The following is a 13309-nucleotide window of genomic DNA, read 5'->3' as shown; positions in this document are numbered from 1 at the left end:
CTAATGCCAGCGCACATCGGTCGGAAATCCGGCTGCTGGCGCCCAGGGGCAAAGGGGGAACACCGTGGGGCTCTTCACACCCAAGAAGCCGGCGCTGATCGGCGTCGACATCAGTTCGACCGCCGTCAAGCTGCTGCAGCTCAGCCAGGCCGGCGGGCGCTATCGCGTCGAGCATTACGCGGTCGAGCCGCTGCCGCCGAACGCCGTGGTCGAGAAGAACATCGTCGAGGTCGAGGCGGTGGGCGAGGCGATCCGCCGCGCGCTGGCGCGTTCCGGCTCCAAGCTCAAGCACGCGTCCGCCGCGGTGGCCGGCTCGGCGGTGATCACCCGCATCATCCCGATGCCGAGTGAGCTCTCCGAGGAAGATCTGGAAGGCCAGATCCAGGTCGAGGCGAACCAGTACATCCCCTATCCGATCGACGAAGTGAGCCTCGACTTCGAGGTGCTGGGCCCGGTACGCGACAACCCGGAGATGAACAGCATCCTGCTCGCCGCCTCGCGCACAGAGAACGTGGACATGCGCGTGGCCGCTCTGGAGCTGGGAGGACTGACCGCCAAGGTGATCGACGTCGAGGCCTTCGCGATGGAAAACGCGTTCGCCCTGCTGACCGACCAGCTCAACGTGGGGCGTGACGCCCTGGTCGCGGTGGTCGATGTGGGCGCGACCATGACTACATTGTCGGTGCTGCGAAACCAGCGCACGATCTACTCGCGCGAACAGGTGTTCGGGGGCAAGCAGCTCACCGACGAGATCATGCGCCGCTACGGGCTCTCCTACGAGGAGGCCGGCCGCGCCAAGCGCAAAGGTGGCCTGCCGGAGTCGTACCACAGCGAGGCGCTGGAGCCGTTCAAGGAATCGCTGGTGCAGCAGGTCAGCCGCCTGCTGCAGTTCTTCTTCGCCGGCAGCGAATACAGCAAGGTCGACCAAGTGGTGCTGGCCGGCGGCTGCGCCACCATCGACGGTATCGCCGTGATGCTCGAGGAGCACGTCGGAGTGCCCTGCGTGGTGGCCAATCCGCTGGCGCGTATGTCGATGTCGCCGAAGGTGCAGGGGCAATCGCTGTCCCAGGACGCGCCGGCGCTGATGATCGCGGTCGGCCTCGCCCTGAGGAGCTTCGACTGATGGCCCACGTCAACCTCCTTCCGTGGCGTGCGGAGCGGCGCAAGCTGCGCGAACGCGAGTTCTACGGCCAGCTCGGCGCCGCCTTCGTGGCCGGCCTGGGCTTCGTGCTGCTGTGGGCGATCTGGATGACCGCGCGCATCGACAACCAGAACGACCGCAACGCCATCCTGCAGGGCGAGATCAAGCAGCTCGACGTCAAGATCGAAAAGATCAAGGATCTGGAGAAAGTGCGCGAGCATCTCCTGGCGCGCAAGCAGATCATCGAGCAGCTGCAATCGGACCGCTCGAAGATGGTCCACCTGTTCGACGAGCTGGTGAAGACGATACCCAGCAGCGTGCGCCTCACCGCGCTCAAGCAGGCCGGCGACACCATGTCGCTGGACGGCGTGGCGCAATCCAACGCCAGCGTGGCCGAATACATGCGCAACATCGAAGTGTCGCAGTGGATGGGCCATGTCGATCTGCGCAAGACCGAGAACACTCACGACGCCTCGCGCATGCCCTACGGCTTCGGCCTGAACGTGAAGCTGAGCAAGCCGAAGCCGGACGAAACCGGCGCCGCCGCCGCACCGGCCGAGGCGGGGTCGGCCGCGGCACCGGCGCATGCCGGCAGCGTCCCGGACTCCCTGCCGCCCGCCCATGCGGTCGCGCCTGCCGCGAAGTCCCCGGCTGCTCCGGCGCATGAAGACAAACCGGCTGCCGCAGCCGTCAGGGGAGGAGCCAAGGCATGAAACTCCTCGACGATCTGCGCGGCCTGGACCGCAACAACATCGGCGGCTGGCCGCAGTCGGTCAAGATCTTCTTCACCGCGCTGCTGTTCGGACTGGTGGTGCTGCTCGGCTGGTACTTCTACGTCAGCAGCCAGCAGGACGACCTCGCCTCCCTGGCGGGCAAGGAGACCCAGCTCCGGCAGGAGTTCACCACCAAGCAGGCCAAGGCGGTGAACCTCGATGCACTGCAGCAGCAGCTCGACGAGATGAAGGACATGTTGCGCCAGCTGCTGCGCCAGCTGCCCAGCAAGACGGAGATGCCGGAGCTGCTGATCGACATCTCGCAGACCGCGCTGTCGGCCGGCCTGCAGGTCGACTCCTTCGTGCCGCAGCCCGAGGTGCCCAAGGACTTCTATGCCGAGAAGCCGATCCAGCTGAAGATGGTAGGCACCTACCACCAGTTCGGCACCTTCATCAGCGGAGTGGCCTCGCTGCCGCGCGTGGTGATCCTGACCATGCACGACGTCTCGCTGACGCCCGAACACGCCGGTAAGGACGGTACGTCCACCGACGGCCAGCTGGTGCTGCAGGGCACGGTGAAGACCTACCGTTACCTGGACGAAGACGAGGCCGCCGCCGAGGCGAAGAAGAATCCGGCCAAGGCAGGGGGGCGCAAGTGATGAAGCTGTCCACTGCCATGAAGCCGTCGATGCTGTCGCGCCTCGCCCTGCTGCTGCTCGCCGCGCTGCTGCTCGGTGGTTGCACCCGCGGCACCTCGGACCTGCGCGAATGGATTGCCCAGCAGAAGGCCAAGAAGGGCGCGCCGATTCCGCCGTTGCCGGTGATCAAGACCTTCGAGACCTTCACCTACGCGGACCAGGATCTGCGTGATCCGTTCGGCCCCAGCGCCGCGGAACAGTCGATCGCCACCAGCGGGCCGCGCCCGGACCAGAACCGGCCCAAGCAGCCGCTTGAAATGTTCGCGCTGGACAGCCTGAAAATGGTCGGCACGATCGGCACCGGCCCGGGTACCGAGGCGCTGGTCAAGGATCCCAGTGGCGTGATCCATCCGGTGCACCGCGGCGAATACATGGGCCAGAACTACGGCCGCATCACCGCCATCGGCGACGACCACATCGATCTGACTGAACTGGTATCCAACGGCAATGGCGGCTGGATGGAACGTCCGGCCAGTATCGCGCTCGGCGATAAATAGGGGACACAGGGGCTGATGCAATGAGCAACCACATTCAATCCGTCCGGGGCCGGGTCATGCGCCACGCCATACGTTGTCTCCTGTCACTGCTGCTGCTTGCTGGCGTTGGCTTCAGCCAGGCCGTGCTCGCTGCAGGTTCCAGCACGCTGAAGGACATCAGCTATACCACGCTGCCCGGCGGCGCCGTGCAGCTGCACCTGAACTTCGCCGGTGCGGTGCCGCAACCGCGCATCTTCACCACCGACAACCCGGCGCGCATCGCGATCGATTTCGCGGACACCGGCACCACCGCACAGCGCCACACGGACATCGGCCAGGGCGCCACATCCGGCGTGTCGGCGGTGTCCGCCGGCAACCGCACGCGGGTGATCGTGGAGCTGATGCGTCCGGTGTCGTACCAGTCGGCCGTCGAAGGCAACAGCCTGGTGCTCACGGTGGCCAACGGCAGCGCCCCGCAGACCGCAGCCGCCCCGGTACCGGCGCAGCGCAGCGTCACCACCGCGGCGATCATCGATCCGTCCAAGCACCTGCCAGCGACCGCCACCGGAGGCCTCAGCGTCACCGGCGTCGACTTCCGCCGAGGCGCCAACGGCCAGGGCCGCGTGCTGGTTAGCTTCAGTGGCCCGGGCGCCGACGCGCAGATGCGCACGATCGGCGACAAGGTCGAGGTCAGCATCCCCAACGCCAGCGTGCCGGCGAACCTCGCGCAGCGGCTGGACACGCTGGACTTCGCCACTCCCGTGCAGTCGATCAATACCCGTGTCGGCGCCGCCGGCGGGGTGCAGATGACCATCGCCACCAAGGGCCTGGTGGATACCTCGGCCTGGCAGGAGGGCAACCAGTACGTGGTCGAGGTGGCGGCCAAGAAGGGCGAGAGCACCGCCGGTGGTGGCACGGTGGCCCCGGACCAGCATCCGGCCTACAGCGGCACGCGCGCCACCTTCAACTTCCAGGACATCCCGGTGCGTTCGGTGCTGCAGCTGATCGCCGATACCTCGCACCTCAATATCGTGGCGGCTGACAGCGTCACCGGCAGCATCACCCTGCGGCTGGTGAACGTGCCCTGGGACCAGGCGCTGGATGTGATCCTGCGCGCCAAGGGCCTGGACAAGCGACGCGACGGCAATGTGATCTGGGTGGCGCCGCAGCAGGAGTTGGCGAAGTACGAGGAAGATGTGGCTGCCGCGCGCATGAAGGCCGAGGACAATGCGCCGCTGGTCACCACCTATATCCCGATCAGCTACGGCAAGGCGGCGGACATCGCCAAGCTGCTCACCACCGAAAGCAAGCAGAGCAGTGGCGGTTCGTCCGCAGGCGGGGCCGGCGTCTCGCGCGGCTTCCTGTCAGCGCGCGGCAGCGTCTCCTATGACGAGCGCACCAACACCTTGCTGCTCAACGACACCGCCGAGAAAACCGAGCAGATCCGCAAGCTGGTCGCGGTGCTGGACAAGCCGGTGCAGCAGGTGCTGATCGAGTCGCGCGTGGTGATCGCCAGCGACGACTTCACCCGCGAGCTGGGCGTGAAGTGGGGCGCCAACGGCCAGCGCACCAATCCCAGCGGCCAGGTGCTGCAGATCGGTGGGGCCAACGGCAGCAACTTGGGCAGCAACTCCGGCACGGGCGGCACCACGACCGGCGCCACCTTGGGCGGGGGTACCGGCCTCAACGTGAACCTGCCTGTATCGAATTCGGCGGCGTCGGGTGTGTTGGGCCTGGCCATCCTCGGCAAGAACTACGCACTGGACCTGGAGCTGTCGGCAGCCCAGACCGAGGGCCGCGGCGAGGTGATCTCCAGCCCGCGCGTGGTCACCGCGAACCAGCAGGAGGCGGTGATCCGCCAGGGCCAGGAGATCGGCTACGTCACCTACCAGGGCGGCGTCGGCGGTTCTGCCGCACCCACGGCTTCGGTGCAATTCAAGGACGCGGTGCTCGAGCTCAAGGTCACGCCGACGATCACCGCGGACAACCGCGTCTACCTCGCGATCAACGTGAAGAAGGATTCGCTGGCGAAGTTCCTCTCCACGCCGAATGGCACGGTGCCGCAGATCAATACGCAGTCTGTGAACACCTCGGTGCTGGTGGACAACGGCCAGACCGTGGTGCTGGGCGGCATCTACGAGATCAACAAGACCAACACCATCACCAAGGTGCCTGGCCTCGGCGACATCCCGGGCATCGGCTACCTGTTCCGCAATACCTCACGAAACAACACCAAGGCGGAACTACTGATCTTCGTGACGCCGCGCATCCTCAACGATTCGCTGCAGTAAGGCGTCGCGCCCGCGCAATACGCAAAGAGGCGGCTTCGGCCGCCTCTTTGCGTTGCGCACCTGAACGCACGGGCGTCGTCGACTAAACTTCCGGGCTCCGCCGCGGTCGATAGCGGCGACCTGTCGCCGGAACCCCATGATGGACATGCCCGAAACACCGCCCCGCAGCAGCCTGCAGCAGGCCTTCGCGAGGCTGCGCGACGAGTTGCAGGCCTGCATCATCGGCCAGCCGAAGCTGGTGGATTGCCTGCTGGTGGCGCTGCTCGCCGATGGCCACCTGCTGGTAGAGGGTGCGCCGGGCCTGGCCAAGACCACCGCGGTCAAGGCGCTGGCCGCGCGCATCGACGCGGACTTCCACCGCGTGCAGTTCACCCCCGACCTGCTGCCCGCCGATCTCACCGGCACCGACGTGTTCCGTCCCCAGAGCGGCGGCTTCGAGTTCGAGCGCGGCCCGCTGTTCCACAACATCGTGCTGGCCGACGAGATCAACCGCGCGCCAGCCAAGGTGCAGTCGGCCCTGCTGGAGGCGATGGCCGAGCACCAGATCACCGTGGGCCGGACCACCCGGCCGTTGCCGGATCTGTTCATGGTGATGGCGACGCAGAACCCGATCGAGCAAGAGGGCACGTTCGCGCTGCCCGAGGCGCAGCTCGACCGGTTCCTGCTGCACGTCACCATCGGCTATCCGGATGCCGCGTCGGAACTGTCGATCCTCCAGCTCGCCCGCGAGCAGGCCAGCCGGCGAGCGCACCCTGAATCTGCGCCAAGGGCCGTGCTGGACCAAGCCGAGGTGTTCGCCGCGCGCGATGCCGCGATGGCAGTGCACATGGCCCCGGCGCTGGAGGAATACCTCGCCCAGCTGGTGCTGGCCACGCGCGACGCCGGCCGCTACGGGCCGGAGCTGAAGCGCTGGATCGCCTGGGGTGCCAGCCCGCGCGGCACCATCGCGCTGGATCGCTGTTCCCGCGCGCAGGCGTGGCTGGCCGGGCGCGACTACGTGCTGCCAGAAGACGTGCATGCGATCGTGCACGAGGTGCTGCGCCACCGTGTGCTGCTCAGCTACGAGGCCGAGGCAGAGGGCGTGCGCAGCGACCAGGTGGTCACCCGGCTGCTGGATCTCGTGCCGCTGCCGTGAACGCTTCCGTGGATGCCGCCTTGCCGCATCGCGTCGACGGCGACGGCCGCACGAGCGTGTCGCTGGCTGAACTGATCGCATCGGGCGCGCGCATCGGGCGCGCGAGACTGGCTTCCGTGCAAAGCCGCTCGGAGCGCAGCGGACAGCAGTCCAGCCGCCTGTACGGTCGCGGCATGGACTACGCCGAGTCGCGTGCCTACCAGCAAGGCGACGACGTGCGACGGATGGATTGGCGGCTCACCGCCCGCAGCGGCCGGCTGCACACCAAGCTGTACCAGGAGGAACGCGAGGGCCGCCTGCTGATCCTGCTGGACACGCATGCCAGCCTGCGTTTCGGCACCCGCGCCCGCTTCAAGTCGGTGCAGGCCGCGCGCGCTGCAGCCATCGCGGCATGGCTGGCCGTGCGTGCGGGCGAACGCGTGGGCATGATGGCCTTCGGCGGGCACGACCGCCTGCTGCGCCCGCAAGGCGGTGCGCACGGCGCGTTGGCGGTGTGCGGCGCGCTGGCGGAGTGGGATGCTCTGCCACCGGCAGGACGCGCCGAATCCCTGTCCGCCGCGCTGCTGCGCGCACGCCGGCTGCAACACGGCGCCAGTCGTGTGCTGTTGGTCAGCGACGGCTTCAGCGCGGACGCCGAGGCGCGTCAGCACCTGCTCGAACTCAAGGCACGCGCCGGTGTCGGCGCGCTGGTGCTGGCCGATGCACTGGAGCGCGAGCTGCCTCCGCCGGGCCGCTATCCACTGGAGCACGCCGGCGAACGCCGTGAGGTGGCGCTGCTGGGCGAGCGCCAGCGCCGCGAGTTCCAGCAGGTGTTGGGCGCCGGGCCGGCACGGCTGGAAACGCTGGCGCGCAGCGCGGGCCTGCGTTGCCGCGTGCTCGACACGCGCGACGATCCGCTGCAGATGGTGAGCGAACTGCTGGGTGCGACGGGGATGCGGCGATGATGCGAGTGGCGCCATCTCCGCCCGGCCCGATGCTGCGCGACATCCACCTCCCGCCCGCGCCGTCGTGGTGGCCTCCTGCGCCGGGATGGTGGCTGCTCGCGGCACTGGTCATGCTGGCCGGGACGGTGCTGGCCTTGCTGTGGCGTCGCCGACGCCGCCTGCAGCAACGACGCAAGCAGTGGCTGGGCGAACTGGAGCGCCACGCCCAGCGGCATGCGCATGAGGGCGACGATGCCCTGCTGGCGGCCTCGTTGCAGCAACTGCTGCGCCGGGTGGCGCGCGTCCACGACGGTACGGCGACACAACAGCAGGGCGAAGCGTGGCGCGCCACGCTGGCGCGCGTACCGGTGCAGCCTGCGACGCTGGCCCGGCTGGCAGCGCTGGAATCCGCGATGTATCGCCCGCGCGGCGCGTTCGACGCAGCGGCCGTGCTGGTCGCTGCGCGCGCGTGGCTGTATGCCGCCGCCAAGCAGCACGTGTGGAAGCGCGTGGCGTCGGAGCGGGACCATGTTTGAGTTCGCGTGGCCATGGCTGTTCCTGTTGCTGCCCCTGCCCTGGTTGCTGCGGCGCACACTGCCGCCCGTCACGCCCGGACAGGCGCTGCATCTGCCACAACCGGGCCTGCATCTGTCTGAGGTTGCGGGGGGCACCGCGCGCAGCCTAACGCCCTGGCTGCTGGCGCTGGCCTGGCTGTGCCTGGTGGTCGCGGCGGCGCGTCCGCAGTGGGTGGGGCCGCCGCAGGCGCAGCAACGCAGCGGCCGTGCGTTGTTCCTCGCGGTGGATCTTTCCGGCAGCATGCGTACGCCGGACATGGAGCTGGCCGGCCAGTCGGTGAGCCGCTTTGGCGCGGTGAAGGCGATCGCCGGCAACTTCATCGACCGCCGCCGCGGTGACGAGATGGGCCTGATCCTGTTCGGCAGCCAGGCCTTCCTGGTGACGCCGCTCACGTGGGATCTCGATGCGGTACGTGCGCAGTTGCAGGGTGCGGCCGTCGGCCTGGCTGGCACCGAGACGGCGATCGGCGACGCGATCGCCATCGCAGTGAAGCGACTGTCCGCCTTGCCCGCGCAGGCGCGCGTGCTGGTGCTGCTCACCGACGGAGTCAACAACGCAGGCAGCATCTCGCCGCTGGAAGCCGCCCGCGCCGCCAGGGCGGCCGGCGTGCGCATCTACACCGTGGGCATCGGTGCCACCCGCATGCGCGTGCCGGGATTCTTCGGCAGCCAGATCGTCAATCCGTCCGCCGATCTCGACGCCGGGATGCTGACGAAGATCGCCAGCGAGACCGGCGGCCGCTTTTTCCGCGCCACCGACAGCGATCAGCTCGCCGACGCCTACCGCACCATCGATGCACTGGAGCCGATGCCGCAGCACGGCCCGATCCTGCGGCCACGTAAGGAGTGGTTCGCTTGGCCGCTCGCCGCCGCGCTGCTGCTGTGGTTGCTGGCCGGGCTGCCTCGCTGGCGGCCGGGGGAGGCATCGGCATGAACGCAACGCTGGCCCAGTTCCATTTCCTCCGGCCATGGTGCCTGTGGGCGTTGGTGGTGTTGCCGTGGCTGCTGTGGCAGGCATCCCGTCGCAGCCGCGGCCTGCAGGCGTTGTCGCGGCTGGTCGACGCGGAACTGCTGCCGTCGTTGTTGCAGGGGCGATCCGCGCGGCCGCGACTGCCGCTGGGCCTGCTCGCGCTGGCGTGGCTGCTGGCCGTGCTGGCGCTGGCGGGGCCTGCATGGAGTCGTGTCGAGCAACCGCTGTACGCGCGCCGTGCGGCCCAGGTGGTGGCGATCTCGTTGTCGCAACGCATGCTGTCGCACGACGTGGCGCCCAGCCGCATCGACCGCGCGCGCTTCAAGGCGCGCGACCTGCTGCAGGCAAACCAGGATGGTCTCAACGCGCTGATCGGCTACGCCGGCGAGGCCTTCGTGGTGGCGCCGCTCACGTCCGACGTCCACAGCCTCGGTACCCTGCTTGATGCGATGGCGCCGGATACCATGCCTGTGGACGGCGACCATGCGGCGGCCGCGATCGAACGCGGCGCGGCACTGATCCGCGACGCCGGGGTCAGCGGCGGTTCGCTGGTGCTGATCGCCGACACCGCCGGCACCGCGGCGCAGGCCGCCGCCCGCCAGGCACGCAGCGAAGGCGTGCATGTCTCGGTACTCGGTGTCGGCACGGTGCAGGGTGCACCGGTGCCGCTGCCCGGCGGCGGCTTCCTGCACGACGCCAAGGGTGATCTGCAGCTGGCCGGGCGCGACGACGCGGCGCTGGCCGCCGTGGCGGCGGCAGGAGGTGGCCGCTACGTGGCCATGAGTGCGGATGATGGTGATGTCGCCGCGCTGAAGGCAGAACTGCACGCAGGTCCCGCGCAGGCGGCCCAGGGCCGGGCCGGCGACGAATGGCAGGATCGCGGCCCGTGGCTGCTGCTGCTCCTGCTGCCGCTGGCGGCGCTGGCGTTCCGTCGCGGCTGGCTGCTGCTGTTGCCGGTGGTGCTGTTGCCGATGCTGCCGGGCACGGCGCATGCGGCGACCTGGCGCGACCTGTGGCAGCGTCGTGACCAGCAGGTGGCGCAAGCACTCAGGCACGGCGACGCGAAACGGGCGATGCGGCTGGCGCGCGATCCGGCCTGGCGCGGCGCGGCGGCGTATCGTGCCGGCGACTATGCCGCCGCGGCGCAGGCGCTGGGCACGGCGAAGGGTGGCGACGCGGCCTACAACCTCGGCAATGCACTGGCGCGCGAAGGTAAATACGAGGATGCCATCCATGCCTACGACCGTGCGCTCAAGTTCGATCCGGCCAACGCCGACGCCAAGGCGAACCGGCAGGCGGTCGAGGACTGGCTGCGCAAACAGCCGCCGCAGAAGCACTCATCGTCGCCGCAGCAGCAGAAATCAGGTGGCTCGTCCTCGTCGCAGGGGCAGGGAGGCGAGGGCGGCCAGGGCAAGGACAAACAGGACAAGAACCAGCAAGGCGAGGACGGGCAGGGCGGGAACAGCGGCGATTCCTCCGGCCAGTCTTCGCCGCAAGGCGACCACCCGGCGCAGTCGCAGAAGCAGCAGGCTCCGTCGAACGATGCGGGCCAGTCGCCGCAGGACCAGTCGAAGCAGGCCGACGCGAAGTCTTCCGATCAATCCGCCACGGCAGCTGACCAGTCGCAGTCGACGTCCGAACAGCAGGCCGCGCAACAGGCGCAGGCCGCCAAGGCGCAGCAGGCGCTGAAACAGCAACTGGACAAGCAGCTGGGTGCCCCCGGTCGACCAGGGGCACCACCGCCCCCCACGCACCAGCTCGGTGCGGAGGGTGCCGATGACCTGCAATCGAAGTTGCCGGCCGACCTGCGCCAGGCCTTGCAGCGTGTGCCCGACGATCCGGGTGCGCTGTTGCGGCGCAAGTTCGAGCTGGAATACCAGCGCCGCCACGGCGGCGTAACCGATGAGGATGGGCCGTAATGCACCAGGCGATGTTTTTGCGGTCGTCGTCGCCCGCGAAGGTCAAACGGACGGCCATCCCAGGTAGTCGGTTTTTGCGCTCGTCCATGATCGCGAAGATCAAACGGGCGGCCATCCCTAGCCGCACTCTTAAGATTCTGTGCCTGCTGCTGTGCCTGGCCATGCCGTTGCTGGCGCGCGCCGCCGGCGTGCAGGCCACGCTGGATCGCAGCAGCATGCAGCTGGGCGAAACGGTGACGCTGAACCTGCACGTCGACGGCGGCAGCGGCAACCTGGCGATGCCCGACCTCAGTCCACTGCAGCAGGACTTCGACGTGCTCGGCCGATCGCAGAGCAGCAGCCTCAGCATCGTCAACGGCAAGCGCAGCGCCGAGCTGGTGATCGGCGTGGTGCTGCGGCCGAAACATGTGGGCACGCTCACGATTCCTCCGCTTACTGTGGCGGGAGCGCAGACTGCGCCGCTCACGCTAGAGGTCGTGGCGCCGAATCCGGCCGCCGCTGCCGCCATGCACAAGAACCTGTTCATGGAGGCCGAGATCACGCCGCAGCAGGCCTGGGTGGGACAGCAGCTCAGCTACGTGGTGCGGCTCTACTACAGCGGCAACATAAGCAGCGGTTCGCTGGACGCGCCGCAGATCGACGGCGTGCAGCTCAGCCAAGTCGGTGGCGACCTGCGCTATGACGCGATGCGCGGTGGCCGCCAATACCACGTGATCGAGCGGCGCTACGCGCTGGTGCCGCAGCATGCCGGCACGCTGCAGATTCCCGCGCTGGGTTTCCAGGGCGAGGCGCTGGACCCCAGCGATCCAGACAGCTTTTTCGGCGCGGGCACGCCGGTGTCGGCCAGTGCGCCCGCGCTGACGGTGCCGGTGCAGGCGGCGCCGGCGGACTGGGGCAAGTCGGCGTGGCTGCCGGCGCGCGCGCTCAGCCTGACACTCTCCGGCTGGCCCGATGCGAACACGCCAGTGCGCGTGGGCCAGCCGATCAACCTGGTGATGAAGCTCAGCGCCACCGGCCTGTCGTTCGAGACACTGCCGACACTGAGTCTGCCGGCATTGCAAGGTGCCACGGTGTATCCGGACCAGCCGGCCGCCGCCACCACCAACGACGGTCCGTGGCTGGTCGGCAGCCGCCAGCGCGCCTTTGCGGTGGTGCCCGAGCAGGCTGGCACGCTGACCCTGCCGGCCACCACGCTGCGCTGGTTCGACGTGGACACCGGGCAGGAGCAGTCCGCCGAGATTCCCCCGCACAGCATCACGGTGTTGCCGGCAGCCGGTGCGCCGGCCGGGCCGCCCCCGGCCGGCACGAGTACGACGTCCGCTGCTTCGTCGACCCCGGCCGCAGTGGGGCCGGTGGCGGCCGCTTCGGCGGGCGCCACGTCGCACGGTTCGGTGTGGCGATGGATCGCGCTGGCCAGCCTGTTGCTGTGGCTGCTCAGCGTGCTGGCGTGGTGGTTGTGGCGCCGGCGCGCGGCGCACGCCCCTGCCATGGCCGTGACCACAGCAGGCAGTGGGATTGCCGAATCCGCCCGCCGCGCCCGCCAGGCCTTTCTCGCCGCTGCGCGCGGTCGCGATGCGGGTGCGCAGTTGCGCAGCCTGTTGGCGTGGGCACAGGCGGAACGCTCCTCGGTCCGGCAACCCGGCGAACTGGCCGCGGCCTTGGCTGACGAGGCGCAGCGCCGCGCACTCGCCGCGCTGCAGCGCCGCTGTTATGGCGCCACGCAGGATGCCCCGGCGGATGGCGACGATCTCGCCGCGGCGTTCAAGCATGGTTTCGGGTGGCGCGTGGAGGGCGAGCCCGACAGCGGCGCCTTGCCGCCGTTGTATCCGTTCAAGCTGAAGTGAGTGCCGCCTGGAACACCGCGCGCATCGGTTCGCCGTGGCAGCACAGGATGAGGTCGAGCGTGGGATCGCGATCCAGTTCTTCGCGCAGCGTGCCCAGCGCGATCCTGGCGGCCAGCGGCGCGGGGTAGCCGTACACGCCGCAGCTGATCGCGGGAAAAGCGATGCAGTGCAGATCGTATTCGCGCGCAAGGCGCAGCGCGCTGCGGTGACAGCTTTCCAGCAGCGCTGCCTCGCCGCGGCCGCCTCCGTGCCAGACCGGGCCCACGGTATGGATCACCCAGCGCGCCGGCAGTGCGAAGCCGGGCGTGATCCGCGCCTCGCCGGTGCGGCAGCGCACGCCGGGCGCCACCGGCGGCAGCGCCCGGCAAGCTTCCAGCAGCGCAGGGCCGGCGGCGCGGTGGATGGCGCCGTCGACTCCGCCGCCGCCGAGCAGCGTCTCGTTTGCCGCGTTGACGATGGCGTCCGCGGCGAGCGTGGTGATGTCGGCGGCGATGAGGTGGATGGTCACGGGTGGGCGCCGCGTGCGGCGGCGACGGAGTCGAGTCGTTGCCAGGCTCGCGTTCCCTCGCTCGCCAGGCAACCCGGCCTCCGGCATCCTGCCTCCGGCGCTCGCCCCGGCGCGCA

General features: G+C 69.2%; 12 protein-coding genes. 11 read left to right on the top strand and 1 reads right to left on the bottom strand.

From position 1 onward, the window contains the following. Positions 1-64: 64 nt before the first annotated feature. The 11 genes from AC2EWF_RS07105 to AC2EWF_RS07055 all read left to right on the top strand — a co-directional run bounded on the left by AC2EWF_RS07105 (position 65) and on the right by AC2EWF_RS07055 (position 12685). Entirely contained in the window at positions 65-1123 is a 1059-nt protein-coding gene (locus AC2EWF_RS07105) for a pilus assembly protein PilM (RefSeq protein WP_483638662.1), read from the top strand. After that, positions 1123-1854 (top strand): PilN domain-containing protein, encoded by a 732-nt coding sequence (locus AC2EWF_RS07100; RefSeq protein ID WP_483638661.1) that lies wholly within the window; start codon positions 1123-1125, stop codon positions 1852-1854. Before AC2EWF_RS07105 ends, AC2EWF_RS07100 begins: the two co-directional genes overlap by 1 nt. Then, on the top strand, positions 1851-2513 hold the full coding sequence (locus tag AC2EWF_RS07095) for a type IV pilus inner membrane component PilO (protein ID WP_483638660.1): 663 nt from the start codon (positions 1851-1853) through the stop codon (positions 2511-2513). Before AC2EWF_RS07100 ends, AC2EWF_RS07095 begins: the two co-directional genes overlap by 4 nt. Further along, positions 2513-3049, top strand: a complete 537-nt coding sequence (locus tag AC2EWF_RS07090; protein ID WP_483638659.1) for a pilus assembly protein PilP — start codon at positions 2513-2515, stop codon at positions 3047-3049. Before AC2EWF_RS07095 ends, AC2EWF_RS07090 begins: the two co-directional genes overlap by 1 nt. A 56-nt stretch (positions 3050-3105) precedes the next feature. Continuing rightward, the gene (locus tag AC2EWF_RS07085; protein ID WP_483638658.1) at positions 3106-5319 is read left to right on the top strand and encodes a type IV pilus secretin PilQ; all 2214 of its coding nucleotides are present in this window, start codon (positions 3106-3108) and stop codon (positions 5317-5319) included. A gap of 139 nt (positions 5320-5458) precedes the next feature. Further along, the gene (locus AC2EWF_RS07080) at positions 5459-6454 is read left to right on the top strand and encodes an AAA family ATPase (RefSeq protein WP_483638657.1); all 996 of its coding nucleotides are present in this window, start codon (positions 5459-5461) and stop codon (positions 6452-6454) included. 8 nt (positions 6455-6462) lie between these two features. Further along, a complete protein-coding gene (locus tag AC2EWF_RS07075) occupies positions 6463-7398 on the top strand; it encodes a DUF58 domain-containing protein (protein WP_483639123.1) in 936 nt (311 codons plus the stop codon). Beyond that, entirely contained in the window at positions 7398-7913 is a 516-nt protein-coding gene (locus tag AC2EWF_RS07070) for a DUF4381 family protein (protein ID WP_483638656.1), read from the top strand. The genes AC2EWF_RS07075 and AC2EWF_RS07070 overlap by 1 nt, the downstream gene beginning before the upstream one ends. Beyond that, a complete protein-coding gene (locus AC2EWF_RS07065) occupies positions 7906-8886 on the top strand; it encodes a VWA domain-containing protein (protein ID WP_483638655.1) in 981 nt (326 codons plus the stop codon). The genes AC2EWF_RS07070 and AC2EWF_RS07065 overlap by 8 nt, the downstream gene beginning before the upstream one ends. Next, positions 8883-10841 carry a tetratricopeptide repeat protein gene (locus AC2EWF_RS07060; RefSeq protein WP_483638654.1) on the top strand — a complete coding sequence of 653 codons (1959 nt, stop codon included), beginning with the start codon at positions 8883-8885 and terminating at the stop codon, positions 10839-10841. Before AC2EWF_RS07065 ends, AC2EWF_RS07060 begins: the two co-directional genes overlap by 4 nt. Positions 10842-10927: 86 nt before the next feature. Further along, positions 10928-12685, top strand: a complete 1758-nt coding sequence (locus tag AC2EWF_RS07055) for a BatD family protein (RefSeq protein WP_483638653.1) — start codon at positions 10928-10930, stop codon at positions 12683-12685. Here the strand turns inward: AC2EWF_RS07055 and AC2EWF_RS07050 are convergent. Further along, positions 12672-13193: an O-acetyl-ADP-ribose deacetylase gene (locus AC2EWF_RS07050; RefSeq protein ID WP_483638652.1), complete on the bottom strand. Its 522-nt coding sequence runs from the start codon at positions 13191-13193 to the stop codon at positions 12672-12674. The genes AC2EWF_RS07055 and AC2EWF_RS07050 overlap by 14 nt on opposite strands. Positions 13194-13309: the final 116 nt, after the last annotated feature.

The organism is Rhodanobacter sp. sgz306013 (assembly GCF_057031145.1).
The sequence above is the reverse complement of the archived record's forward strand: the minus strand, read 5'-3'. Positions and strand labels throughout refer to the sequence as shown.